This is a genomic window from Methylibium sp. (genome assembly GCF_035762065.1).
GTDB lineage: Bacteria > Pseudomonadota > Gammaproteobacteria > Burkholderiales > Burkholderiaceae_C > Methylibium.
Genome location: NZ_DASTPW010000050.1, coordinates 121,687 through 145,593, shown reverse-complemented (window position 1 = coordinate 145,593; position 23,907 = coordinate 121,687). Strand labels below are relative to the sequence as shown.

General features: G+C 71.1%; 16 protein-coding genes. 12 read left to right on the top strand and 4 right to left on the bottom strand.

What is annotated here, in order from left to right:
• Nucleotides 1-52: 52 nt before the first annotated feature.
• The 8 genes from VFR90_RS15305 to VFR90_RS15270 all read left to right on the top strand — a co-directional run bounded on the left by VFR90_RS15305 (nt 53) and on the right by VFR90_RS15270 (nt 9,645).
• A complete protein-coding gene (locus VFR90_RS15305) occupies nt 53-373 on the top strand; it encodes an NAD(P) transhydrogenase subunit alpha part 2 (RefSeq protein ID WP_326407014.1) in 321 nt (106 codons plus the stop codon).
• Nucleotides 373-1,794, top strand: a complete 1,422-nt coding sequence (locus tag VFR90_RS15300) for an NAD(P)(+) transhydrogenase (Re/Si-specific) subunit beta (protein ID WP_326407013.1) — start codon at nt 373-375, stop codon at nt 1,792-1,794. The genes VFR90_RS15305 and VFR90_RS15300 overlap by 1 nt, the downstream gene beginning before the upstream one ends.
• A gap of 126 nt (nt 1,795-1,920) precedes the next feature.
• Complete coding sequence (locus tag VFR90_RS15295) at nt 1,921-2,988, top strand: 5'-methylthioadenosine/S-adenosylhomocysteine nucleosidase (RefSeq protein ID WP_326407012.1); 1,068 nt, start codon at nt 1,921-1,923, stop codon at nt 2,986-2,988.
• Entirely contained in the window at nt 2,985-4,028 is a 1,044-nt protein-coding gene (locus tag VFR90_RS15290; protein ID WP_326407011.1) for a purine-nucleoside phosphorylase, read from the top strand. Before VFR90_RS15295 ends, VFR90_RS15290 begins: the two co-directional genes overlap by 4 nt.
• A gap of 86 nt (nt 4,029-4,114) precedes the next feature.
• Nucleotides 4,115-6,370, top strand: coding sequence for a TonB-dependent receptor (locus VFR90_RS15285; RefSeq protein ID WP_326407010.1), 2,256 nt, complete (start codon nt 4,115-4,117; stop codon nt 6,368-6,370).
• Between the two features lie 96 nt (nt 6,371-6,466).
• Nucleotides 6,467-8,146 carry a long-chain-fatty-acid--CoA ligase gene (locus VFR90_RS15280; RefSeq protein ID WP_326407009.1) on the top strand — a complete coding sequence of 560 codons (1,680 nt, stop codon included), beginning with the start codon at nt 6,467-6,469 and terminating at the stop codon, nt 8,144-8,146.
• Nucleotides 8,147-8,330: 184 nt separating this feature from the next.
• Nucleotides 8,331-8,840 (top strand): hypothetical protein, encoded by a 510-nt coding sequence (locus tag VFR90_RS15275; protein ID WP_326407008.1) that lies wholly within the window; start codon nt 8,331-8,333, stop codon nt 8,838-8,840.
• Nucleotides 8,841-8,892: 52 nt separating this feature from the next.
• A complete protein-coding gene (locus VFR90_RS15270) occupies nt 8,893-9,645 on the top strand; it encodes a 5'-methylthioadenosine/adenosylhomocysteine nucleosidase (protein ID WP_326407007.1) in 753 nt (250 codons plus the stop codon).
• Between the two features lie 76 nt (nt 9,646-9,721).
• Here the strand turns inward: VFR90_RS15270 and VFR90_RS15265 are convergent, their stop codons facing one another.
• The gene (locus VFR90_RS15265) at nt 9,722-11,260 is read right to left on the bottom strand and encodes a M20 family metallopeptidase (RefSeq protein ID WP_326407006.1); all 1,539 of its coding nucleotides are present in this window, start codon (nt 11,258-11,260) and stop codon (nt 9,722-9,724) included.
• Nucleotides 11,261-11,619: 359 nt separating this feature from the next.
• Between VFR90_RS15265 and VFR90_RS15260 the strand changes: the two genes are divergently transcribed.
• The 3 genes from VFR90_RS15260 to VFR90_RS15250 all read left to right on the top strand — a co-directional run bounded on the left by VFR90_RS15260 (nt 11,620) and on the right by VFR90_RS15250 (nt 17,712).
• Nucleotides 11,620-12,834: an efflux RND transporter periplasmic adaptor subunit gene (locus VFR90_RS15260; RefSeq protein ID WP_326407005.1), complete on the top strand. Its 1,215-nt coding sequence runs from the start codon at nt 11,620-11,622 to the stop codon at nt 12,832-12,834.
• Nucleotides 12,835-12,974: 140 nt separating this feature from the next.
• Nucleotides 12,975-16,256, top strand: coding sequence for an efflux RND transporter permease subunit (locus tag VFR90_RS15255; protein WP_326407004.1), 3,282 nt, complete (start codon nt 12,975-12,977; stop codon nt 16,254-16,256).
• Complete coding sequence (locus VFR90_RS15250) at nt 16,249-17,712, top strand: efflux transporter outer membrane subunit (protein WP_326407003.1); 1,464 nt, start codon at nt 16,249-16,251, stop codon at nt 17,710-17,712. The genes VFR90_RS15255 and VFR90_RS15250 overlap by 8 nt, the downstream gene beginning before the upstream one ends.
• A gap of 39 nt (nt 17,713-17,751) precedes the next feature.
• Here VFR90_RS15250 and VFR90_RS15245 read toward each other — a convergent pair whose 3' ends face one another.
• On the bottom strand, nt 17,752-18,564 hold the full coding sequence (locus tag VFR90_RS15245) for an iron-containing redox enzyme family protein (protein WP_326407002.1): 813 nt from the start codon (nt 18,562-18,564) through the stop codon (nt 17,752-17,754).
• A gap of 138 nt (nt 18,565-18,702) precedes the next feature.
• Entirely contained in the window at nt 18,703-19,554 is an 852-nt protein-coding gene (locus tag VFR90_RS15240) for an alpha/beta hydrolase (protein ID WP_326407001.1), read from the bottom strand.
• A 129-nt stretch (nt 19,555-19,683) separates the two neighbouring features.
• Here VFR90_RS15240 and VFR90_RS15235 point away from each other — a divergent pair, with 129 nt between their 5' ends.
• A complete protein-coding gene (locus tag VFR90_RS15235; RefSeq protein ID WP_326407000.1) occupies nt 19,684-20,220 on the top strand; it encodes an Lrp/AsnC family transcriptional regulator in 537 nt (178 codons plus the stop codon).
• A gap of 10 nt (nt 20,221-20,230) precedes the next feature.
• Here the strand turns inward: VFR90_RS15235 and VFR90_RS15230 are convergent, their stop codons facing one another.
• The gene (locus tag VFR90_RS15230; protein WP_326406999.1) at nt 20,231-23,821 is read right to left on the bottom strand and encodes an indolepyruvate ferredoxin oxidoreductase family protein; all 3,591 of its coding nucleotides are present in this window, start codon (nt 23,819-23,821) and stop codon (nt 20,231-20,233) included.
• Between the last annotated feature and the right edge of the window lie 86 nt (nt 23,822-23,907).

Sequence of the window (23,907 nt, the reverse complement as noted above, 5' to 3'; positions counted from 1 at the left end):
CGATCACCTCGATCGCGGCACCGATCAAGAACGACACCCGCGAGGACCGCTGATGGACGCCGTCTCCCCGACCCTGATGAACCTGATCATCTTCGTGCTGGCGATCTACGTCGGCTACCACGTCGTCTGGACGGTGACGCCGGCGCTGCACACGCCGCTGATGGCGGTGACGAACGCGATCAGCGCGATCGTGATCGTCGGCGCGATGCTCGCCGCCGGGCTCACGGTCACCGGACTGGGCAAGACGATGGGCGTGCTCGCGGTCGCGCTCGCCGCGGTCAACATCTTCGGCGGCTTCCTCGTGACGCGGCGGATGCTGGAGATGTTCAGGAAGAAGGACCGGCCCGCGAAGGCCGTCGAGGAGAAGAAGTGATGAGCATGAACCTCGTCACCCTGCTCTACCTCGTCGCGAGCGTCTGCTTCATCCAGGCCCTGAAGGGCCTGAGCCATCCGACGACTTCCATCCGCGGCAACGTCTTCGGCATGGCCGGCATGGCGATCGCGGTGCTGACCACCGCGGCGCTGATCGTCGAGCTGGCGGGATCGGCGACGGGCCTCGGCTGGGTGCTGCTGGGCCTGGTCGCCGGCGGTGCCTACGGCGCCTGGCGCGCGAAGACGGTCGAAATGACCAAGATGCCGGAGCTGGTCGCGTTCTTCCACTCGATGATCGGCCTGGCGGCGGTGTTCATCGCGATCGCCGCGGCCGTCGAGCCCTGGGCCTTCGGGATCACGCCGCCCGGCGGCGCGATCCCCGCCGGCAACCGGCTCGAACTCGCGCTGGGCGCGGCGATCGGCGCCATCACCTTCAGCGGCTCGGTGATCGCCTTCGGCAAGCTCTCCGGCACCTACAAGTTCCGGCTGTTTCAGGGCGCGCCGGTGGTGTTCAAGGGCCAGCACCTGCTCAACGCGGCGCTCGGACTCGCGATGCTGTTCTTCATCGTCGGCTACACCGTCAGCGAAGCGAAGATCGATCTCGCGCTGCTGCTCGTTCTGGCCTTCGTGATCGGCGTGACGCTGATCATCCCCATCGGCGGCGCCGACATGCCGGTGGTCGTCTCGATGCTCAACAGCTACTCGGGCTGGGCGGCGGCCGGCATCGGCTTCTCGCTGAACAACAGCATGCTGATCATCGCCGGCTCGCTGGTGGGCAGCTCGGGCGCGATCCTGAGCTACATCATGTGCAAGGCGATGAACCGCTCGTTCTTCAACGTGATCCTCGGCGGCTTCGGCGGCGAGGCCGCCGCGGCCGCGGGCGGCGCGCAGCAGCAGCGCAACGTGAAGAGCGGCAGCGCCGACGACGCCGCCTTCATCATGGGCAACGCCGAGACCGTGGTGATCGTCCCGGGCTACGGCCTCGCCGTCGCGCGCGCACAGCATGCGGTGAAGGAGCTTGCGGCCAAGCTGACAGAGAAAGGCGTGACGGTGAAGTACGCGATCCATCCGGTCGCGGGCCGCATGCCCGGCCACATGAACGTGCTGCTCGCCGAAGCCGAGGTGCCCTACGACCAGGTCTTCGAGATGGAAGACATCAACGGCGAGTTCGGCCAGGCCGACGTCGCCATCATCCTGGGTGCCAACGACGTGGTGAACCCGGCCGCGCTGCAGAAGGGCAGCGCGATCTACGGCATGCCGATCCTCGAGGCCTACAAGGCCAAGACCGTCATCGTCAACAAGCGCTCGATGGCCGCGGGCTACGCCGGCCTCGACAACGAGCTGTTCTACATGGACAAGACGATGATGGTCTTCGGCGATGCGAAGAAGGTGGTCGAGGAGATGGTGAAGGCGGTGGAGTAGGCCGCCCGCCCACCTCCGGGCGAGCCCCGCCCGCGCGGGGCTCGGCCGGTTCGGGCGCGCGCTTCTTGCAGACGCGCCTCTGGCACGGGCGTTGCACGCCTCGCTGCCGTCGTCGAAGGAGGCCCCGTGCGCTTGTTTCCCCGCTTTGCCGCGACCCTGTCCGGGTTCGCCCTCGCCCTGTCCGCGCACGCGGCCGGTGCGCGCTGCACCGCCATCTCGGGCGACTGCACGCCCCGCATCGGCATCGTCTCGGCCTTCGGCGCCGAGGCCGACATCCTCGTCGCCGAAACGCGACAGCGCCGCAGCCACACGATCCACGGCAAGCGCTTCACCACCGGCGTGCTGCGCGGCAACCCGGTGGTGATCGTGCTTAGCGGCGTGAGCATCGTGAACGCGACCATGGTCACGCAGCAGATGCTCGATCACTTCCGCGTCGAACGGCTGGTGATGAGCGGCATCGCCGGCGGCGTGAACCCCGAGAACCACGTCGGCGACGTGACGGTGCCCGATCGCTGGGCGATGCCGATGGAGGTGTTCTGGAACGCCGACTCGAAGCTGCCCGCGCCCTGCGGCAAGCCGCAGGACATGAGCTGCCTCGGCCTGAAGCTCGCGACCGGCCCCGACGGCCAGCCCCTGCCGCCCTTCGTGCTGCCGACGCCCGGGGGCCCGGTCGACACCGGCCTGTTCATGCGCGAGACCTACGTGCTCAGCACCGCGAACGCGCCGGCCGGCGGCTTCCGCTTCGACTTCCCGGTCGATGCGCGCATGCTCGAAGTCGCGCGCTCGCTGCAGCCGAAGCTCGAACGCTGCGGCCCGCGGGCGAAACGGCCCGACGGCAGCCTCGACGAGACGATGTGCGTGAAGCGGCAGCCGCGCCTGCTGGTCGGCGGGCGCGGCGTGTCGGCGCCGGTGTTCCTCGCGAACGCGGCCTACCGCAGCTACCTGCACGAGGTGCTGCAGGCGCAGACCTTCGAGATGGAGACCGCGGCGCTCGCGCACGTCGCCCATGCGAACGGCGTGCCCTACATCGCGTTCCGCTCGCTGTCCGACCTGGCCGGCGCCGAGGGCTTCGACGCGGACGTCGGCGCGCTGTTCGCAAGCGGCCTCGCCGAGTTCAACGAGGCCGCGGTGACGCTGGCCTTCCTCGAGGCATGGCGGGCGTCGCGGCCGGCGCCGCGCGCGGCGAAGCGATGAGCGCGCGCCGCCGGCTGGCCGCCTTGGCCGCGTCGATCGCCTTCGCCTCCGGCGCGCAGGCGCAGGCGCCGGCGCCCGCCCCGGCGCGCGAGATCAAGGTGCTCGTCATCAGCATGTTCGAGCCCGAGGCCACGCCGTGGATCGAGCCGTTCGGGCTCACCGAGCGGGTCGCCGTGCCGGGCCTGCTGCTCGAGCATCCGGCGCTGCGCTGCAATGCCGACGGCGTCTGCCTCGTCGTCGTCGGCATGGGCCACGCCAACGCCGCGGCATCGACGCTCGCGGTCGCGCTCGATCCGAAGCTCGACTTGCGCCGGACCTGGTTCCTCGTCGCGGGCATCGCCGGCATCGATCCGGCGCAAGGCACGACCGGCTCGGCCGCGTGGGCGCGCTGGCTGATCGACTTCGGCATCGCCCACGAGATCGACGCGCGCGAGATGCCCGGCCACTGGCCCACCGGCTACCTCGGCGTGATGACCCGTCGGCCCGGCGAGAAGCCGAAGTTCGATTACCAGACCGAAGCCTTCCGGCTCGACGAAGCGCTGCTGCAGGCCGCGCTGCGCCTGACCCGGGACGTGCCGCTGGCCGACACCCCCGAGGCCCGCGCCTACCGCGCCAGGTACCGCAAGGCGCCGGCGAACCGGCCGCCGCAGGTGATCCAGTGCGACACGCTGGCCGGCGACACCTGGTGGCACGGCCACCGTCTGGGCACGCATGCGCGCGCCTGGACGAAGCTGCTGAGCGACGGCGAGGCGACCTACTGCACCACGCAGCAGGAAGACAACGCGACCGCCAACGCGCTGGCCCGCGCGGCCGCGGCAGGCCGCGTCGACCTGAAGCGCCTCGCGGTGCTGCGCACCGCCTCGAACTTCGACCGCCCTCATCCGGGGCAGAGCGCACAGGCCTCGCTGCTCGCCTCGACGAACGGCGGCTCGGGCGGCTTCGCGCCCGCGACCGAGAACCTCGCGCGCGTGGGCGGTGCCCTGGTGCGCGACATCGTCGCGCGCTGGCCGCTGTGGCGCGAGGGCGTGCCGCCGCCCTGAGCGGCCGCGTCGCGCCGCCTCCGAACGCGGGTGGCATGGGCTTTGCGAACCGCGCTGCCCATCGTCACACCGTCGAAGGAATGCTCATGCGCCGTCCCGTGCTCCCGACCGGTCATCGACTCGCGCTGGCCGCCCTCGCGGCGCTGGCGCTGCCGACGGCTCGTGCGCAGCAACCCGCGGCGCCCGACGCCGGCAAGCTGGAGACGGTGACCGTCACCGCGGACCGCCGGGCCGAATCGATCCAGGACGTGCCGAGCTCGATCTCGACGCTCAAGGGCGAGAAGCTCGACGTCATCAACTCCGGCGGCCAGGACGTGCGCGCGCTGGCGGCCCGCGTGCCGAGCCTCAACATCGAATCGTCGTTCGGGCGCGCGTTCCCGCGCTTCTACATTCGCGGCTACGGCAACGTCGACTTCCGGCTCAATGCCTCGCAGCCGGTCTCGCTGGTCTACGACGACGTGGTGCAGGAGAACCCGATCCTCAAGGGCTTCCCGGTGTTCGACCTCGAGCAGATCGAAGTGCTGCGCGGCCCGCAGGGCACGCTGTTCGGCCGCAACGCGCCGGGCGGCGTGGTGAAGTTCGATTCGGTCAAGCCGAACGCGAAGAAGCTCGAGGGCTACGGCAGCTTCTCGTATGGCACCCACGCGACGCGCAACGCCGAGGGCGCGATCAACGTGCCGCTCGGCGGCGACTGGGCCGCGCGCGTGTCCATCCTCGACCAGCGCCGCAGCGACTGGGTCGAGAACACCTACGACGCCGGCCCGACCCAGGACCTCGAGGGCTACCGCGACACGGCGTTGCGCGCGCAAGTGCTGTACGCGCCGGGCGCCGGCTTCAGCGCGCTGCTCAACGCGCATGCGCGCGACCTGAAGGGCTCGGCGCGACTCTTCCGCGCCAACATCATCCAGCCCGGCAGCAACGAATTGGTGCCCGACTTCGACGAAGACCGGATCTCGATCGACGGCCAGAACGCGTCGACGCTGAAGACGAAGGGCGCGAGCGCGCGGCTGCGGCTGGCGCTCGGCGATCTCGCGCTGTACTCGATCACCGGCTACGAGACGCTGGACACCTTCAACCGCGGCGACATCGACGGCGGCTTCGGCGCGGCGTTCGCGCCGCCGTCGGGGCCGGGGCTGATTCCGTTTTCCTCCGAAACGGCCGACGGCATCCCCGAGCACGAGCAGCTCACGCAGGAGTTCCGCCTCGAGTCGAACGACGCCGGGCCGCTGAGCTGGCAGGCCGGCGTGTTCCTCTTCCACGAGGACTACCGCATCGAGAGCTTCAGCTACGACTCGCTCGCCGGCGGCGCGCAGAACGGCTACCAGCGCGTGCGGCAGACGAACGACGCCTACGCGGTGTTCGGCGCGGCCAAGCTCGCCGCCACCTCGTCGCTCACGCTGCGCGCGGGCCTGCGCTTCACGCACGACGAGCGCGAGTTCAACGTCGAGGACTACAACAGCGCCGTCTTCGGCACGCTGCCGACGCTGGCCGCGTTGGCGGCCGCCGGGCCGCTTTCGGCAAGCCCGAGCAACGACAAGCTCAGCTGGGATGTCGGCGCGAGCTACGCGCTGACGCCCACCGTCAACCTCTACGGCCGCATCGCCAACGGCTTTCGCGCCGCCAGCGTGCAAGGCGCGGGCGCGTTCAACAACCAGTCGGTCGCCGGGCCCGAGACGAACACCTCGATCGAGGCCGGCGTGAAGGCGGAGCTCTTCGACCGCCGCGCACGCGTCGCCTTCGGCGTGTTCCGCTACGAGGTGAAGGACCAGCAGCTCACCGCGGTGGGCGGCAGCACCAATTCGAACGTGCTGCTCAACGCGAAGAAGAGCGTCGGCCAGGGCTTCGAGCTCGACCTGCAGGCCTACCTCACCGACAACCTGCTCGCCACGCTCGGCGCGAGCTACAACAAGACGAAGCTCGACGACCCGTCGCTCGCGGTGGCCGTCTGTGCCGCCTGCACCGTGACCGACCCGCGCGACGGTGCCGGCCGCGCGCTGATCGACGGCAACCCGCTGCCGCAGGCGCCGAAGGTCACCGCGAACTTCACGCTGCGCTACAGCGTGCCGACCGACACCGGCGAGTGGTACGTCTACACCGACTGGGCCTACCGCAGCAAGGTCAACTTCTCCCTCTACGAATCGATCGAGTTCACCGGCAAGCCGCTGACCGAAGGCGGCCTGCGCCTCGGCCACGTATGGGGCAACGGCAAGTACGAGGCGGCGCTGTTCGCGCGCAACATCACCAACCAGGTCCGGGTGACGGGCGGCATCGACTTCAACAACCTCACCGGCTTCATCAACGAGCCGCGCACGATCGGCCTGCAGGCGCGCGCGTCGTTCTGAGCGGCCGGGCGGGCCCGCGGCTATGGGATTCCCCGAGTCGGGCCTTGTAGGCCCGCCTCCAGAATGCCCGCTCCTCCCAGGAGAAGCGAGCGCTGCATGGAACCCCTCTGGCTCAAGCACTACCCGGCCGGTGTGCCGGCGCAGATCGACGTCGAGCAATACCCGTCGCTGGTCGCGCTGATCGAGGAGAGCTTCCGGAAGTACGGCGCGAAGCCGGCCTACAAGTACATGGGCAAGGCGTTCAGCTTCGCCGAGGTCGAGGCGCAATCGCGTGCGTTCGCGGCCTACCTGCAGACGCTCGGCCTCGCGAAGGGCGACCGCGTCGCGGTGATGCTGCCCAACGTGCCGCAGTACCCGATCGCGGTCGCGGCGATCCTGCGCGCCGGCTACGTGGTGGTCAACGTCAACCCGCTGTACACGCCGCGCGAACTCGAGCACCAGCTGAAGGATTCGGGCTCGAAGGCGATCGTGATCATCGAGAACTTCGCGAGCGTGCTCCAGCAGGTCCATGCGGCGGTGCCGACGAAGAAGGTGATCGTCACCGCGCTCGGCGACCTGCTTGGCTTCCCGAAGAGCTTCATCGTCAACACGGTGGTGCGCAAGGTGAAGAAGCTGGTGCCGGCCTTCGACCTGCCCGGCGCGGTGCGCTTCAACGATGCGGTGGCCCAGGGCCGCGGCAAGAGCTTCACCTCGGCCGCGCCGACGCCCGACGACATCGCGGTGCTGCAGTACACCGGCGGCACCACCGGCGTCAGCAAGGGCGCGGTGCTCAAGCACCGCAACCTCGTCGCGAACATCCTGCAGTCGGAGGCCTGGTACCAGCCGGCGCTCAAGAAGATCCCGGCCGGCGAGCAGATCAACACCGTCTGCGCGCTGCCGATCTATCACATCTTCGGCTTCAACACGAACATGATGCTGGGCATGCGCATGGGCGGCTGCAACATCCTGATCCCGAACCCGCGCGACCTGCCCGCGGTGTTCAAGACGCTCTCGACCGAGCGCTTCCACAGCTTCCCGGCGGTCAACACGCTGTTCAACGCGATGGCCAACCATGCCGATTTCGGCACCGTCGACTGGAGCAATCTGAAGATCTCGGTCGGCGGCGGCATGGCGGTGCAAAGCGCCACCGCGAAGCTCTGGCTGGAGAAGACCGGCTGCCCGATCGTCGAGGGCTACGGACTTTCCGAGACCTCGCCGTCGGCCACCTGCAACCCGGTGGACAGCACCGCCTACAGCGGCACGATCGGCCTGCCGCTGCCCAACACCGAGCTGAAGCTGCTCGACGACGAAGGCGCGGAGGTGCCGATGGGCCAGCCCGGCGAGATCTGCATCAAGGGCCCGCAGGTGATGGCCGGCTACTGGCAGCGCCCCGACGAGACCGCCAAGGTCATGACGGCCGACGGCTTCTTCCGCTCGGGCGACATCGGCATCGTCGACGAGCGCGGCTACTTCAAGATCGTCGACCGCAAGAAGGACATGATCCTGGTCAGCGGCTTCAACGTCTATCCGAACGAGGTCGAGGACGTCGTCACGCAGATGCCCGGCATCCTCGAATGCGCCGCGGTCGGCGTCGCCGATGCGAAGGCCGGCGAAGCGGTGAAGCTGGTGATCGTCAAGCGCGACGAGGGCGTCACCGAAGCGGCGGTGCGCGCGTACTGCGAGAGCCACCTCACCGGCTACAAGCGGCCGAAGGTGGTCGAGTTCCGCAGCGAGCTGCCCAAGACCAACGTCGGCAAGATCCTGCGCCGCGAGCTGCGCGACGCGCCCAAGCCCTGACACCCCGCACCGCGCGCGGGCACCGCGGCACCGGCCTGTGTTGCTGCGGCGCAGCGCTACGATGCCCCGCGTGCTTCCTTCACACCGCGGCGTCTTTCGCCGAGCCATGTCAGCCCGGTGAAGGCTGGCGGGTGGTCTATGGTTCGGACTTCTCCCCCGTTTTCCCTTCGCGCACCGCAGGCCCATGGGCGACCGCTACATCAAGACCGACCTGGGCCGCGCCGAGATCCAGGCGCGCGTGCATGCGATCACCCGCACTGCGCGCAACCTGCTGCTGATCATCGACGGCAGCCGCGACGGCCATGAATGGGTCTCGATGGTGCGCGGCTGCACCGCCGAAGACCTGAGCACGCTGTTCGAAGCCGGCCTGATCGCGCAGGTCGGCGCGGCCCCGCCGGCGCCGGCCGCCGCGCCGGCGCCCCTCGACCTGCGCTCCGGCGGCAACGTGCCGACGATGCCCGCGCCGCTGGGCGCGGTGAGTTCGCTGTCCTACAAGGAGCTCTACGTGCTGCTGCCTTCGCTCGCGAAGGAGCACCTCGGGCTGATGAAGAGCTACCGCTTCGCGCTCGCGATCGAGAAGGCCGACGGGCTCGCCGGACTGCAGAAGGTGGCGCTCGACCTGGTCGCCGAGGTCGAGAAGCACAAGGGCGAGGGCATCGCCCGTGCGGTGCGGCGCGCCCTGCTGATGGGTTGACGGGCCGCGCCGGGCCCTTGCTGCGCCGGCGCTTCATCGAGCAGCGACGACCATGCGCCTCGCCCTTGTTGCAGCGCTCACGCAGGAACTGCGCGCGCTGATCGCGGCGCTCGACGCGCCGCAGCTCGAACACCATGCCGGGCGCGAATTCGTTGTCGGCCGTCTCGAAGGCCACGAGGTGGTGCTCGCGCTGTCGCGCATCGGCAAGGTGGCGGCCGCGACGACGGCGACGCTGCTGATCGAACGCTACGGCGCCGAGGCGCTGGTCTTCACCGGTGTGGCCGGCGGGCTAGGCCCCGTCGCGGTGGGCGACGTGGTGGTCGCGCGCGAATTGCTGCAGCACGACCTCGACGCCTCGCCGCTGTTCCCGCGCCACGAGGTGCCGCTGACAGGCCGCGCGCGCTTTCCGACCGATGCCGAACTGGGCGACGAAATCGCACGGGCCGCGCGCGACGCGCTCGAAGCCGAGCGCATCGGCCTGGCCGCGTCATTCGCCGCGCTCGGCATCGAGGCGCCGAAGCTGCACGAGGGCCTCGTCGTCAGCGGCGACCGCTTCGTCGCCACCGCCACCGAGAGCGCCGCGCTGCACGCCGAGCTGCCGGATGCGCTGGCGGTGGAGATGGAAGGCGCAGCGGTCGCGCAGGTCTGCCACGACTGCGACGTGCCGTTCGCGGTGCTGCGCTGCATCTCCGACCGCGCCGACGACGCGGCGCACCGCGACTTCCCCCGCTTCCTCGACGAGATCGCCGGGCCGCTGGCCGCCGCGGTGCTGCGCACCTGGTTGAAGCGGCGGGCCGTCGGCTGACGCGCAGCGAGGCCACCCGAGGACCGGCGAAGTCGCGCCTCGACGTCGTCGAGGACCAACGCGGCGACGGGCCGCGTTATGCGGCCTCTTGCGCGGCGAGCAGCGGCCGAGCCCCCATCGCCGCGATGACCTGTGCGACCGCCGCCGTCAGCCGCTTGCCGTAGCCCACGTGCAGGAACTCGTTCGGCCCGTGGGCGTTGCTCTTCGGGCCGAGCACGCCGCAGACCATCATCTGCGCGTGCGGGAAGCCCTTCTGCAGCAGGCTCATCAACGGGATCGTGCCGCCCTGGCCGATGTAGCCGCAGGCGGTGCCGTAGTGGGCGCGCGAGGCGGACTGCAGCGCGTCCTCGAGCCAGGGCTCGATCGGCGGCGCGTTCCAGCCGCTCGCGCCCCAGGCGCCGACGCGGCCGTCGGGCGCGAAGCTGACCTTCGCGTTGTAGGGCGCGTTGTCTTCGAGCAGCGCCTTCAGCGCGACCGCGGCCTCGTGGCCATCGACCAGCGGCGGCAGCCGCAGGCTCAGCTTGAACGCGGTGAAGGGCCGCAGAACGTTGCCCGCATCGGCGAGCGCCGGCAGGCCGGCGGCGCCGGTGACGCTGAGCGTCGGGCGCCAGGTGCGGTTGAGCAGCGCTTCGGTGGGATCGGTGGTGGTGGGCAGCACCGGGCCGCCATCGGCACCGCAGGCCCAGGGGAAGCGCTTCCAGACTTCGTCGCCGAGCACGCGCGCGGCCTCGCGCGCTTGCGCGACGCGCTCGGCGGGGATCGCGCAATGCAGCGACTGCGGCAGCAGCCGGCCGCTCGCCGGATCCTCGAGCCGGTCGAGCAACTGCCGCAGCACGCGCAGGCTCGACGGCACGACGCCGCTCGAATCGCCCGAGTGCACGCCCTCGGTCAGCACCTGCACCTCGAGCCGGCCGGTGACATTGCCGCGCAGGCTGGTGGTGAGCCAGAGCTGGTCGTAGTTGCCGGCACCGGAATCAAGGCACACGACGAGGCCGACGCGGCCGAGCCGCGTCTTCAAGGCCTCGAGGTAGGCCGGCAGGTCGCCCGAGCCGGATTCTTCGCAGGTCTCGATCAGGCCGACGCAGCGCGGCCGCGGCGCCCGGCGCGCATCGAGCGCTTCGAGCGCGCTGACCGCCGCGTAGATCGCATAGCCGTCGTCGGCGCCGCCGCGCCCGTACAGCAGGCCGCCTTCGAGCTTCGGCGTCCAGGGCCCGAGGTCGGCTCGCCAGCCGGTGAACTCGGGCTGCTTGTCGAGGTGGCCGTAGAGCAGCACGGTCGGTGCGTCGCTCGCGTTGCCGTTCGGCATGGTCGCGGGCAGCTCGAAGAAGATCACCGGCGTGCGCGGCTTGCCGTCGACATCGGCGAGCCGGACGACTTCGAGCTTCAGCCCCGCGAGCCCGCGCGACTCGACCCACTGCGCCGCGCGCCGCACGACCGCGTCGATGTGCCCGTGCGCGTGCCAGTCGGCATCGAACATCGGGCTCTTCGCCGGCACCGCGATGTAGTCGATCAGTTCGGGGACGACGCGCTCGTCCCACGCGCGGTTCACGTCGTGCTGCAGGCCGGCGGCGTCGAGCGGCGCGGCGGATGCTTCGGGTGCTTCGGATGCGTGCATCGGGGGCTCCTGTCGTTGCGCCTGCATTAGACGGCGGTGGCGCTTCGGGCCATGACTTGCTCACGCTTCGCGACGCTCGGCAAGCCGGGATGCGATGGGCTTACCGCACACCGGGGTTTGACCTGCGGGTTCATCGATTGATGACCAGCCAGTCATTAAGATCCGCCGCTTCTCCGCGCCGCCGGCATGCCACGCGCTTGCCGCGAGCGACGGGGAAGCTGCCACGCCTCACCGGGCGGGTGGCCCCAAGATCAAACAAGAGAGGGCATTCCATGCGCGCAGTTCCCGCCTCCCCATTCCTGCCGGAGGTCCGGCATCCACTGCGCCCGGGGCAGCCCGCCGTGGCGCTTCGACCGACGTTGAGCCGCGGCTCCTCCGCCGCCGCGCTGGTGCTGTGCGTCACCGCGAGCGCCTGGCTCGGCGGCTGCGGCGGTCGCGCCGACGCGCAGGGCGGCCCGCCGCAGGCGGCGCCGGTCAGCGTCGCGCCGGCCGTGCAGCGCAGCATCGCCGACAGCGAAGAGTTCAGCGGCCGCCTGGAGGCGACCGACTACGTCGAGCTCAAGCCGCGCGTCGGCGGCACGATCGACAAGGTCCACTTCACCGACGGCGCGATGGTCACCAAGGGCCAGCTGCTGTTCACGATCGACCCGCAGCCGTTCGCGGCCGAGGTGGCGCGCGCCGAATCGCAGCTCGCGGCCGCGCAGTCGCGCGCCGAACTGGCGAAGAGCGAGCTCGCGCGCGCGCAGCAGCTGCTCGATTCGCGCGCGGTCTCGAAGCAGGAGGCCGACCAGCTCGCCTCGGGCTCGCGCACCGCGCAGGCCGACATCAAGGCGGCCGAGGCGGCGTTGCGCGTCGCCCGGCTGAACCTCGGCTACGCGGCGGTGCGCGCGCCGATCGCCGGGCGCGCGTCGCGCGCCAACGTGACCGCGGGCAACCTGGTCAGCGAGCAGGTGACGCTGACGACGATCGCCGGCGTCGCGAAGGTCTATGCGTACTTCGACAGCAGCGAGCAGACCTTCCTGCGCATCAAGGCCACCGGCGACGGATCGACCGACAAGGCCGCGCCGAAGGTGCGCATGGGGCTCGCGACCGACGCCGGCTTCCCGCACGAGGGCACGCTCGACTTCATCGACAACCGCCTCAACCCGCAGACCGGCGCGATCCGCATGCGCGCGAGCTTCGACAACGCCAAGGGCCTGTTCACGCCCGGCCTCGCGATCAAGCTGACGATGCCGACCAGCGCGACCTACAGCGCGACGCTGGTCGCCGAGCGCGCGATCGGCACCGACCAGAGCAAGAAGACGGTGGTCGTCGTCGGCGCCGACGGGCAGCCGCAGTTCCGCGAGGTGAGGCTCGGCGCGCTGCACGACGGCATGCGCGTGGTCACCGCCGCCAACGGCCAGGGTGCCGGCGTGAAGGCCGGCGAGAACGTCGTCGTCGACGGCCTGCAGCGGATCATGCCCGGCGTGCCGGTCGCACCGCAGGTGCTGAAGGTGGACGACAAGGGCCGGCCGATCTTTCCGCCGCCGGGGCAAGGTGGGCCGGGCGCCGGGGCGCCGGCAGCGAAGGGCTGACCCGACCCGCACCGTCTGCACCGACATGACCGCGAGTGCCTCGCTGCGCAGCGGCTGTCGCGTCCGACCGTTCGCCCAAGCCCACCCGGTTGCCTTGCTTCGCACCGGCTGCCGCGTCTGACCGTCTACCGAGGCCCACGATGGACATCTCCCGCTTCTTCATCGACCGCCCGCGCTTCGCCGCGGTGCTGTCGATCATGGTCTTCCTCGCCGGCCTGCTGGCGATCTTCAACCTGCCGATCTCGGAGTACCCCGAGGTCGCGCCGCCGCAGGTGGTGGTGCGCGCGCAGTACCCGGGCGCGAACCCGCGCGTGATCTCCGAGACGGTGGCCACGCCGCTCGAGGAACAGATCAACGGCATCGACAACCTGCTGTACTTCGACAGCCAGGGCACCGCCGACGGCAGCATGACGCTGACCGTCACCTTCAAGATCGGCACCAGCCCGGAAGCCGCCGAGACCGCGGTGCAGAACCGCATCAACCGCGCGCTGCCGCGGCTGCCCGAGATCGTGCGGCAGATCGGCGTGACGACCGAGAAGTCGACGCCGAACCTGACGATGGTCGTGCACCTGATCTCGACCGACGGCGCGCGCGACGCGCTCTACCTGCGCAACTACGGCCAGCTCAACGTGCGCGACGAGCTGCTGCGCCTCTCCGGCATGGGCAGCGTGCAGCTGTTCGGCGCCGGCGACTACGCGATGCGCGTCTGGCTCGACCCGGGCAAGCTGGCCGCGCGCGGCATCACCACCGCCGAGGTGATCGCATCGATCCGCGAGCAGAACGCGCAGGTCGCCGCCGGCACCGTCGGCGCGCCGCCGGCGCCGACCGGCACCGAGTTCCAGCTCGCCGTCAACACGCAGGGGCGCCTGACCAGCGAGAGCGAGTTCGCCGACATCATCGTGCGCACCGACCCGGCGACCGGCGGGCTGATCCGCATCCGCGACCTCGGCCGCGTCGAGCTTTCGGCGGGCACCTATTCGCTGCGCAGCCTGCTCAACAACAAGGAAGCCGCGGCGATCGCGATCTTCCAGGCGCCGGGCTCGAACGCGCTGGCCTTGTCGAACGACGTGCGCGCGACGATGGAGCGGCTGAAAGCCAACTTCCCGCCCGGCGTCGGCTACTCGATCGTCTACGACCCGACGCGCTTCGTGCAGACCTCGATCGAGAAGGTCGTCGAGACGCTGATCGAGGCGGTGCTGCTGGTCGTGCTGGTGGTGATCGTCTTCCTGCAGACCTGGCGCGCGTCGATCATCCCGCTGCTCGCGGTGCCGGTGTCGATCGTCGGCACCTTCGCCTTCCTGCTGCTGCTCGGCTATTCGATCAACACGCTGACGCTGTTCGGCCTGGTGCTCGCGATCGGCATCGTGGTCGACGACGCGATCGTGGTGGTCGAGAACGTCGAGCGCAACATCGAGAGCGGCCTCTCCGCGCACGACGCGACGGTCAAGGCGATGCAGGAGGTCTCGGGGCCGATCATCGCGATCGCGCTTGTCCTCTGTGCGGTGTTCGTGCCGCTGGCCTTCGTGCCGGGTCTGACGGGCCAGTTCTACAAGCAGTTCGCGGTGACGATCGCGATCAGCACGGTGATCTCGGCGTTCAACTCGCTGACCCTGTCGCCCGCGCTCTCGGCGCTGCTGTTGCGGCCGCACGACGCGCCGAAGGACCGGCTCACGAAGGGCATGGACAAGCTCTTCGGCCCCTTCTTCCGCTGGTTCAACGGCTGGTTCAAGCGGCGCAGCGACGGCTACGGCCGCGGCGTCGCCGGCATCCTCGGGCGCAAGACGATCGCGATGGCCGTCTACGCGGTGCTGCTCGCGCTGACCGCGCTGCTGTTCACACGCATCCCGTCCGGCTTCGTGCCGGCGCCCGACAAGCAGTACCTGATCGGCATCGCGCAGCTGCCGGCCGGCGCCACGCTCGACCGCACCGACAAGGTGATCCGCGAGATGAGCGAGATCGCGCTGAAGGTGCCGGGCATCGTCGATTCGGTGGCCTTCCCGGGCCTGTCGATCGCCGGCTTCTCGGCCGCGCCGAACGAGGGCATCGTGTTCTTCGGCCTGGCGCCGTTCGAGCAGCGCACCTCGGCGCAGCTAAGCAAGGACGCGATCCTCGGGCAGGTCAACGGCGCGATCCAGCAGATCCAGGGCGCGCGCATGTTCGTCGTGCCGCCGCCGGGCGTCGACGGCGTCGGTACCGCGGGCGGCTTCAAGCTCCAGGTGCAGGACCGCACGGGCCTCGGCGAGCAGGCGCTGTTCGGCAGCGTCTGGGGGGTGCTCGGGCAGGTCTACGGCAACCCGCAGTCCTCGATCGGCACGCCGTTCTCGACCTACGACATCAACGTGCCGCAGCTGTTCGCGAACGTCGACCGCACGCGCGCCAAGCAGATGGGCATCGCGCTGACCGACATCTACGACACGATGCAGGTCAACCTCGGCTCGCTCTACGTCAACGACTTCACCCAGTTCGGCAAGACCTACCAGGTCATCGTGCAGGCCGACGCGCCGTTTCGCGCCGACGCCGCCGCCATCACCAGCCTGAAGACGCGCAACGGCGCCGGCGAGATGGTGCCGCTCGGCGCGCTGATGACGGTGGAGCCGACCTTCGGGCCGACGCGGGTCACCCGCTACAACGGCTACCCCTCGGCCGACATCAACGGCGCGGCGAACCCGGGATTCTCGTCCGGCCAGGCCGAGGCCGAGATCGAGCAGCTGCTCAAGCGGACGCTGCCGCGCGGCATGAGCTACGAATGGACCGAGCTGAGCTACCAGGACCGGCTGACGCGCAGCATCACGCTGCCCGGCACGTCGATCGACGTGCCGATCCTCGCGGCGGTGATGTCGATCGCGGTGCTGCTCGTGATCCTGGTGCTCGCCGCGCAGTACGAGAGCTGGAGCCTGCCGATGGTGATCGTGCTGATCGTGCCGATGGGCGTGCTCGCGGCGCTGTTCGGCGTGTGGCTGTCGAGCTTCCCGCCGTTCATGCAGCCGGGCGACCTGAACATCTTCACGCAGGTGGCGCTGGTGGTGCTGGTCGGCCTGGCGTGCAAGAACGCGATCCTGATCGTCGAGTTCGCGAAGGAGCTGGAGGAACGCGGCGAGAAGCTGCGCGACGCGATCCTGCACGCCTGCCGCATGCGGCTGCGCCCGATCCTGATGACCTCGATCGCGTTCTGCGCCGGCGTGATCCCGCTGATCCTCGGCTCCGGCGCCGGCAGCGAGATGCGCCGCGCGATGGGCATCGCGGTGTTCTCGGGGATGGTCGGCGTGACGCTGTTCGGCATCTTCCTGACCCCCGTGTTCTACATGCTGCTGCGACGCGGCAAGGCCGAGCGCGAGGCTTCCAGGAAGCCGCCGCTGGGCACCGGTGGCGGCACGCTGAGCAGCGCGCCGCGGCAGCAAGTGAAGGGGGACGGCGATGTCTGAGCGGGCGATGGACTTCCGGATCACCGCCCTGGCGGCGGCGGCACTGCTCGCGGGCTGCGCCCTCGGGCCCGACTACCAGCGCCCGGCGAGCACGCTCGACGGCAGCGGCTTCGTCAACGCCGGCGCGAGCGCGGTCAACGCGCAGCCGGCCTCGGCCGACATCGCCAGCTTCTGGCGCGGCTTCGGCGATCCCGCGCTGAACGGGCTGATCGAGCGCGCGCTCACCGCGAACGGCGACGTGCGCATCGCGCAGGCGCGCCTGCAGGAAGCGCGCGCAAACCAGGGCGAGGCCGATGCCGCGGCGCGGCCGGGCCTGGGCCTGACCGGCGGCGTCACGCGCTCGGTCACGCCGATCACCCAGCAGCCCGGCTTCTCGCGCAGCGAGCGCACCGGTACCGTCTACGACGCCGGCTTCGTCGCGAACTGGGAGCTCGACCTGTTCGGCCGCTTCCGCCGGCAGAGCGAGGCTGCCGCGGCGCTGGTGAGCGCGAGCGAGGCCGGCCTGTACGCGGCGCACACCTCGATCGCCGCCGAAGTCGCGCGCAACTACCTCGAGTTGCGCGGCCTGCAGCAGCGGCTGCAGGTCACCGAGGCGGGGCTGGTCAACCAGCGCTCGGCCTTCGATCTGACCAGCAAGCGCCTCGACGCCGGCCGCGGCACGCAGCTCGACGTGGCGCGTGCCAGTGCGCTGGTCGCCTCGACCGAGGCCCAGCTGCCGGCCTTGCAGAGCGGCATCGAGCTCGCCGCGTTCCGGCTGGCGACGCTGACCGCGCAGCCGCCGCGCGCGGTGCTCGCGCAGCTCGGCACGCCGGCGCCGATGCCCGGCCTGCCGGCGACCGACCTCGCGACGCTGCCGCTGGGCACGCCGGAGCAGTGGCTGCAACGCCGGCCCGACGTCATCTCGGCCGAACGCCAGCTCGCGGCGAGCACCGCCAGCATCGGCGTCGCGAAGACCGAGCTGTTCCCGCGCCTGTCGCTGTCGGGCCTGCTCGGCCTGAACGCGGCGACCGCAGGCAACCTCGGCAAGAGCGAATCGGGCATTTACTCGCTCGGCGTCGGCGTCACCTGGACGCCGTTCGACCTGGGCGCGATCCGCTCGCGCATCGCCGCGACGGAAGCGCGCGCGCAGCAGAGCCTGGCGAACTACGAGCAGACGGTCGCCCTCGCACTCGAGGAGACCGAAGGCGCCTTCAGCGGCTTCAACCGCAACGCGCAGCGCGCCGACAAGCTCGATGTCGCCGCCCGCAGCGCCGAGGAAGCCGCCGACCTCGCCCGCAAGCGCTTCGACGCCGGCGTCACCGACTTCCTGGTGGTGCTCGACGCCGAGCGCGAGGTGCTGAGCCAGCGCGACCAGCTCGTGCAGGCGCGGGTGGCGACGGCGACCTCGCTGGTGGGCGTCTATCGCGCGCTCGGCGGCGGCTGGTCGGCGCCGGACGCGGCGCTCGCAGCACGCTGAGCGCGCCTACGCCCGCGCAGGCGGGAGTAGGCGCGGGCCTCAGGCGCGCTTGCGCTCCTGCGCGTAGTCCGCCAGCGAGATCAGCGGCGCCGGCCGCGACACCACTTCCTGGGCTTCGAGGCAGTGGTCCAGCGTCAGCCGCATGTACTCGTAGCTCGTGATGACGCGCGAGCGGATGAGCGCCGCGCCGCGCACCGTCGGGTTGCTGCCCATCACCTTGCAGATGATCTCGAGCGCCTCCCAGGGGTGCTCGTCGTCGTAGCGGGCGTGCAGCTTGAGCCACTTCATCGCCTTGGCGCGCACGCTGGTGTCGAAGCTCAGCTCGTAGTCGGTCTTCGAGCACACCAGCGCCGACCAGTCGCCGGTGACGCCCTCGATCGCGTAGTTCGTCGCGGCCATGCCGGCGGCCAGCGAGTCGCGCTCGCAGGTATGCCAGCACCAGTGCGCGAGCGCGTGCGTCTCGGCCGGCACCTCGCCGTGCAGCAGGTCCTCGCGCTCGACGCCGCTGGCCAGCGCCCATTCGAGCCAGTGGTCGGCGTGGTTCTGCTCGACGCGGATGTTGCGGATCAGGTAGCGGCGCGCCTCGTCGTGGCCGCGCGTGCGGCCGAACTGCACCTTCAGGAGGTTCTGCGCCATGTACTGCGGGAACTGCTCGATCACCGGCCAGACGCCGACGAGGAAAGTGCTGGCCTGGCTGGCGTCGAGCTCGGCGTCGCGCATGTGGTGGAACAGCGCGTGGTTGGCGACGCGCTCGCGGGCGTCGGCGCAGCTCCCGACCATGTCCTGCGCCCAGGCGGGGTAGCTGGCGATGTCCTGCAGGTCGCCGGTGCGGATGAACTCGTCGCTGATCACGATCCTCTCCTTTAGGGATTGACGCCGATCGGTTAGCCGGCGTTGAAGCGCACCTTAGCCAGCGCTCGGTCGGCGCACACCTGTCAAGCCTGACAGGCTGTCGTGCTCGGCCAACGCGGAGTGACCGCGCTTGCCGGATCAGCGCTGGCGTGCCAGCCAGTCGGCCAGCGTCTCGAACACGCGGGCTCGCTCCGGCTCGTTGAAGAGCTCGTGGGCGAGGCCGTCGAAGCGCCGGGCGGCGACGACGCCCAGCGGCGCCGCGGCCGCGAACGCGGCGCTGCCGGCCGGACGCACGCAACGGTCGGCGCCAGCCCACATCAGGAGCGTCGGCACGCGCCAGCGCGCCGCATCCGCGCGCACCCGTTCGCCGGCGTCGAGCGTGAAGCGCGCGAGCATCGGCGTGATGCGGTCGTGCACCAGCGCATCGGCCCGGTAGGCCGCCACCACCGCCGGATCGCGGCTGACCCAGGCCGGATCGAGCCCGTTGTTCGCCGCCAGATGCGGCGCGAAGCGGCTGCCGAAGGCGAGCAGCAGCCGCTGCGTCGGCCGCAGCTCGGCGGCGAGCGCGGGCGACGACAGCACCAGAGCCTCCACCTTGCGAGCCCAGGCCGGCCCCGGCCCTTCGAGCGCGCCGGCGACGAAGCGCGCGGCGACCGCGCCGCCCAGGCTGTGGCCAAGCAGCAGCAGCGGGCCGTCGCGGCGCGCGCGCAGCGCGTCGATCACGCGCGCGAGGTCGTCGAGCAGCGCATGCGGCCGGGCGATGTCGCCGCGGGCGCCTTCGGAGCGGCCGTGGCCGCGCTGGTCGTGCGCGACCGTCTCGAAGCCGGCCTGCGCGAGCGCGGCCGCCACGTGCCCGTAGCGGCCGGCGTGCTCGCCGAGGCCGTGCACCAGCAGCACGGTGCCGCGCGCGGTCTCGCAGGGCCAGTGCCGCAGGTGCAGCCGCAGGCCGTCGGCGGTGGTGAGCGATGCGGGCGGGGCGCTGTGCAGCACGCGCGCAGTGTCGCCGTCGCGCGTGACGGAAGAGCGGCGCTCGCTAGCATCGACCGCCCGCCCGAAGCCTGCCGCCGTCCCGATGAACGAGCCTTCCGATCCGCACCGCCGCCCGACCCGGGAGACCCGATGAACCCGCCCGCCCTCGACGCCTACAGCCTGAAGCTGCTGATCGAGCTGCAGCGCGATTCGCGCCAGACGGTGCAGCAGCTGTCGGAGGCGGTCGGGCTGTCGGCGACGCCGTGCTGGAAGCGCATCCGCGAGATGGAGGAAGCCGGGGTCATCACCGGCTACAGCGCACACGTCGATCCCGAGCAGGTGGGGCTTGCGCTGAACGTGATGGTCGGCGTGAACCTCGCGAAGCACAGCGACGACGTGGTGCAGCGCTTCGAGGACGCGGTGAAGGCCGACCCGAACATCGTGCGCTGCGTCTCGACCACCGGCGAAACCGACTACGTGCTCAACGTGCTGGCCACCGACGTCAAGCACTTCGAGCGGCTGCTGCAGGGCACGATCGTGCGGCTGCCGGGGGTCACGCACGTGCATTCGAGCATCGTGCTGCGCGAGGTCAAGTCGACCTCGGTGCTGCCGATCGACGACCTGATCCCGCGCGGCGCCGGCGGCGCGGGCCCGCTGCCGCGGCGCCGGCCCGCGCCGAAGACCTGAGGCGCCCCGGTCAGCCGCCGACCACCGCGATGCCCTTGAACTGACCGGCCGCGGCCGGCGCCTGCGGCTTCGCGAAGCGCTGCGGATCGAAGCGGTGCAGCAGCTCGGCCTCGCGCGTGCGCGCCAGCGCGAGGTTCGCGATCTTCACGTGGCCGAAGCCGCGCACGCGCTGCGCCAGCGCAGCGATCTGCGTCGCGAGGCCCAGCCGGTCGGCATCGAGGCCGTCGAGCAGCGTGTCGATCAGCGCCTCGTACCGGACGATCTGCGCACGTTCGAGCCGGCGCTCCTCGGTGTAGCCGAAGGGATCGAGCGGCGTGCCGCGCAGCGCCTTGCCGCGCGCGAGCCACTTCATCGCGCCGAGCATCCAGCCGCCGAACACCATCTTGCGCGGCGGCCGGCCGTCCTTCGGGCGCGCGAGCAGCGGCGGCGCGAGGTGGAATTCGAGCTTCACCGGGCCGTCGAACTGCTCCTCGAGCCGGCGGCGGAAGCGCCCGTCGGTGTAGAGCCGGGCGACCTCGTACTCGTCCTTGTAGGCCATCAGCTTGAGCAGGCTGCGTGCGACCGCCGGGGTTAGCGACAGCGGCGCGCCGGCCGCGAGCAGCGCGCGCTCGTGCCGCTCGACGCGGCGCACCGTGCGCTCGAAGCGCGCGGCCCACGCGGCGTTCTGGTAGCCGCTCAGGTGCTGCATCGCGCGGGCGATCAGCGCGTCGAGCGTCTCGGGCGCGGGCACGACGGCGGCGGCGCCGCGCAGCGCGTCGAGCGCGGCCGGCTCGCCCGCGGCCAGCCGGCCGAGCGAGAACGCGAGCAGGTTGGCGTCGATCGCGACGCCGTTGAGCCGGATCGCGGCCTCCATGGCCGCCAGGCTCAGCGGCACCAGGCCACACTGCCACGCGCAGCCCATCGCGAGCACGTTGGCGGTGACGGTGTCGCCGAGGAATTCGAGCGCCAGCGCCTGCGCATCGAAGGTCCGCACCTGCTCGGCGCCGGCGGCGAAGCGCATCTTGGCGAGCAGCGCCTCGGGCTTCAGCTGCGCATCGGGGTTGCGCAGCGATTCGGCGACCGGGATGCCGTGCACGTTGGCGAGGATGCGCGTGCGGCCGTGCCGCACCGTCTGTAGCGCGTCGGCCGAAGCGCCCACGACCAGGTCGCAGGCGAGGATCGCGTCGGCCTGCTGCGTGTCGATGCGCACCTGGTTCAGCCGCGACGGCACGTCGGCCAGCCGCACGAAGCTCAGGACCGAGCCGCCCTTCTGCGCGAAGCCCATGAAGTCGAGCACGCTCGCGGCCTTGCCTTCGAGGTGCGCCGCCATCGCGATCACCGCGCCGACGGTGACGACGCCGGTGCCGCCGACGCCGGCGACGAGCAGGTCCCAGGGCCCGTCCCATCGATGCTTTTCGGGCGGCGCCAGCGCCGCGACACGCCGCATCAGCGCGTCCTTCGACGCGCCCAGCGCGCCGAGCTTGCGCCGCAGGCCCGCACCGCGGACGCCGACGAAGCTCGGGCAGAAGCCCTTCGCGCAGGCGTAGTCCTTGTTGCACGCGGTCTGGTCGATCTCCCGCTTGCGCCCGAGCGGCGTCTCCTTCGGCAGCACCGCGACGCAGTTGCTCTGCACCGTGCAGTCGCCGCAGCCTTCGCAGACGGCCTCGTTGATGAACAGGCGCCTCGGCGGATCGGCGAGCTCGCCCTTCTTGCGGCGCCGGCGCTTCTCGGCCGCGCAGGTCTGCTCGTAGATCAGCACGGTGACGCCGGGCATCTCGCGCAGGCGGCGCTGCACCGCGTCGAGCCGGTCGCGGTGCTCGAACCGCGTGCCGGCGGGAAAGCGATCGCGCCGGCCGCGGTACTTCTCGATGTCGTCGCTGACGACGACGACCTGCACGACGCCTTCGGCCTCGACCTGCCGCGCGATCGCATCGACGCTGGTGACGCCGTCGACCGGCTGGCCGCCGGTCATCGCGACCGCGTCGTTGAACAGGATCTTGTAGGTGAGCGTCGCCTTCGCGGCGACCGCCTGCCGGATCGCCAGGTGGCCGGAGTGGAAGTAGGTGCCGTCGCCGAGGTTCTGGAACACATGCGGCGTCGCGGTGAACATCGCGTGCGAGATCCAGTCGACGCCCTCGCCGCCCATCTGGATCAGGCCGCTGGTGCTGCGCTCCATCCAGTTCGCCATGAAGTGGCAGCCGATGCCGGCGCGGGCGCTCGAGCCCTCGGGCACCGTCGTGGACGTGTTGTGCGGGCAGCCGGCGCAGAAGTAGGGCAGGCGCTTGACGCCGTCGGCGTCGTTGGACAGCAGCTCGGGCAGCGTGAAGTCGCGCACCCGCGTGCGCGGATCGCCGAGCAGCGCGCTCGCCGGGAAGTGATCCGCCAGCCACCGCGCGAGCAGCTCGATCAGCCGCGAGGGCCGCAGCTCGCCGAGCGCGGAGACGAACGGGCGCCCTTGCGCGTCGCGCTTGCCGACGATCACCGGCCGCGCCCCGGCCGGCGCGTTGTAGAACAGGTCGCGCAGCTGCGTCTCGACGATCGCGCCCTTCTCCTCGACGACGAGGATCTCCTCCAGCCCGCGCGCGAAGCGCTGGAGGCCCACGGTTTCGATCGGGAAGCTCAGGCCCACCTTGTAGAGCCGCACGCCGGCCGCGGCGAGCAGCGCCGGCGCGATCTCCAGGCGCCGCAGCACCTCGAGCAGATCGAGGTGCGCCTTGCCGCAGGTGACGATGCCGACCGTCGCCTGCGGGCTCGCGATCACCTCGCGATCGATGCGGTTCACCCGCGCGAACGCGGCGACGGCGGCCAGCTTGTCGGCGAGCCGCGATTCGAGCCGCAGCGAAGGCAGGTCGGGCCAGCGCATGTGCAGGCCGTCGGCCGGCGGGGCATGGCCGGTCGCCGCACGCACCGCGTCGGCGTCGAGCCAGGCGTCGGCGCGGCACAGCAGCTCGTCGAGATCGACGGTGCCGGCGCTCTCGACCACTTCCGACAGCGCGGTCAAGCCGACCCAGGCGCCGCTGTAGCGCGACAGCGCCCAGCCGTAGAGGCCGAACTCCAGCATCTCGGCGATGTTCGCGGGCGCGACGATCGGCATCTGCCAGGCCTGGAAGGCGTGCTCGCTCTGGTGCGGCATCGACGACGAGACGCAGCCGTGGTCGTCGCCCGCGACCACCAGCACCCCGCCGTGCGGCGACGAGCCGTAGGCGTTGCCGTGCTTCAAGGCATCGCCGGCGCGGTCGACGCCCGGGCCCTTGCCGTACCACATCGCGAAGACGCCCTCGACCTGGCGCTCCGGGTCGGACTCGACACGCTGGGTGCCCAGCACCTGCGTCGCGGCGAGCTCCTCGTTGATCGCGGGCACGAAGCGCACGCCGCACTCGACGAGCCGCTTGCCTGCCTTCCAGATCGCCTGGTCGACCATGCCCAGCGGCGAGCCGCGGTAGCCGCTGACGAAGCCGCTGGTGTTCAAGCCGGCACGCGCGTCGCGCTGGCGCTGCATGGCGAGCAGGCGCACCAGCGCCTGGGTCCCGCTCAGGTAGACGGTGCCGGCCTCGGCCCACAGACTGTCGGCGAGGCTGACGTTTGCGCGCAGCGGCGGCGCGTCGCATGCGGTGGCGGGCATGCGGCCGATGGTGCGGCGGGGCCGCGCGAAAGTTCTTCTCGAATCGGGGCGGGCTTGTACCGAAACCGAGAGGTTTTTTCTTCGCG

Coding starts and splice junctions, on each gene's coding strand:
- VFR90_RS15280 (WP_326407009.1), top strand. CDS start 6,467: ATGGAACCCCTCTGGCTCAAGCACTACCCGGCCGGTGTGCCGGCGCAG.
- VFR90_RS15305 (WP_326407014.1), top strand. CDS start 53: ATGGACGCCGTCTCCCCGACCCTGATGAACCTGATCATCTTCGTGCTG.
- VFR90_RS15290 (WP_326407011.1), top strand. CDS start 2,985: ATGAGCGCGCGCCGCCGGCTGGCCGCCTTGGCCGCGTCGATCGCCTTC.
- VFR90_RS15285 (WP_326407010.1), top strand. CDS start 4,115: ATGCGCCGTCCCGTGCTCCCGACCGGTCATCGACTCGCGCTGGCCGCC.
- VFR90_RS15270 (WP_326407007.1), top strand. CDS start 8,893: ATGCGCCTCGCCCTTGTTGCAGCGCTCACGCAGGAACTGCGCGCGCTG.
- VFR90_RS15255 (WP_326407004.1), top strand. CDS start 12,975: ATGGACATCTCCCGCTTCTTCATCGACCGCCCGCGCTTCGCCGCGGTG.
- VFR90_RS15300 (WP_326407013.1), top strand. CDS start 373: ATGAGCATGAACCTCGTCACCCTGCTCTACCTCGTCGCGAGCGTCTGC.
- VFR90_RS15230 (WP_326406999.1), bottom strand. CDS start 23,821: ATGCCCGCCACCGCATGCGACGCGCCGCCGCTGCGCGCAAACGTCAGC.
- VFR90_RS15275 (WP_326407008.1), top strand. CDS start 8,331: ATGGGCGACCGCTACATCAAGACCGACCTGGGCCGCGCCGAGATCCAG.
- VFR90_RS15250 (WP_326407003.1), top strand. CDS start 16,249: ATGTCTGAGCGGGCGATGGACTTCCGGATCACCGCCCTGGCGGCGGCG.
- VFR90_RS15265 (WP_326407006.1), bottom strand. CDS start 11,260: ATGCACGCATCCGAAGCACCCGAAGCATCCGCCGCGCCGCTCGACGCC.
- VFR90_RS15235 (WP_326407000.1), top strand. CDS start 19,684: ATGAACCCGCCCGCCCTCGACGCCTACAGCCTGAAGCTGCTGATCGAG.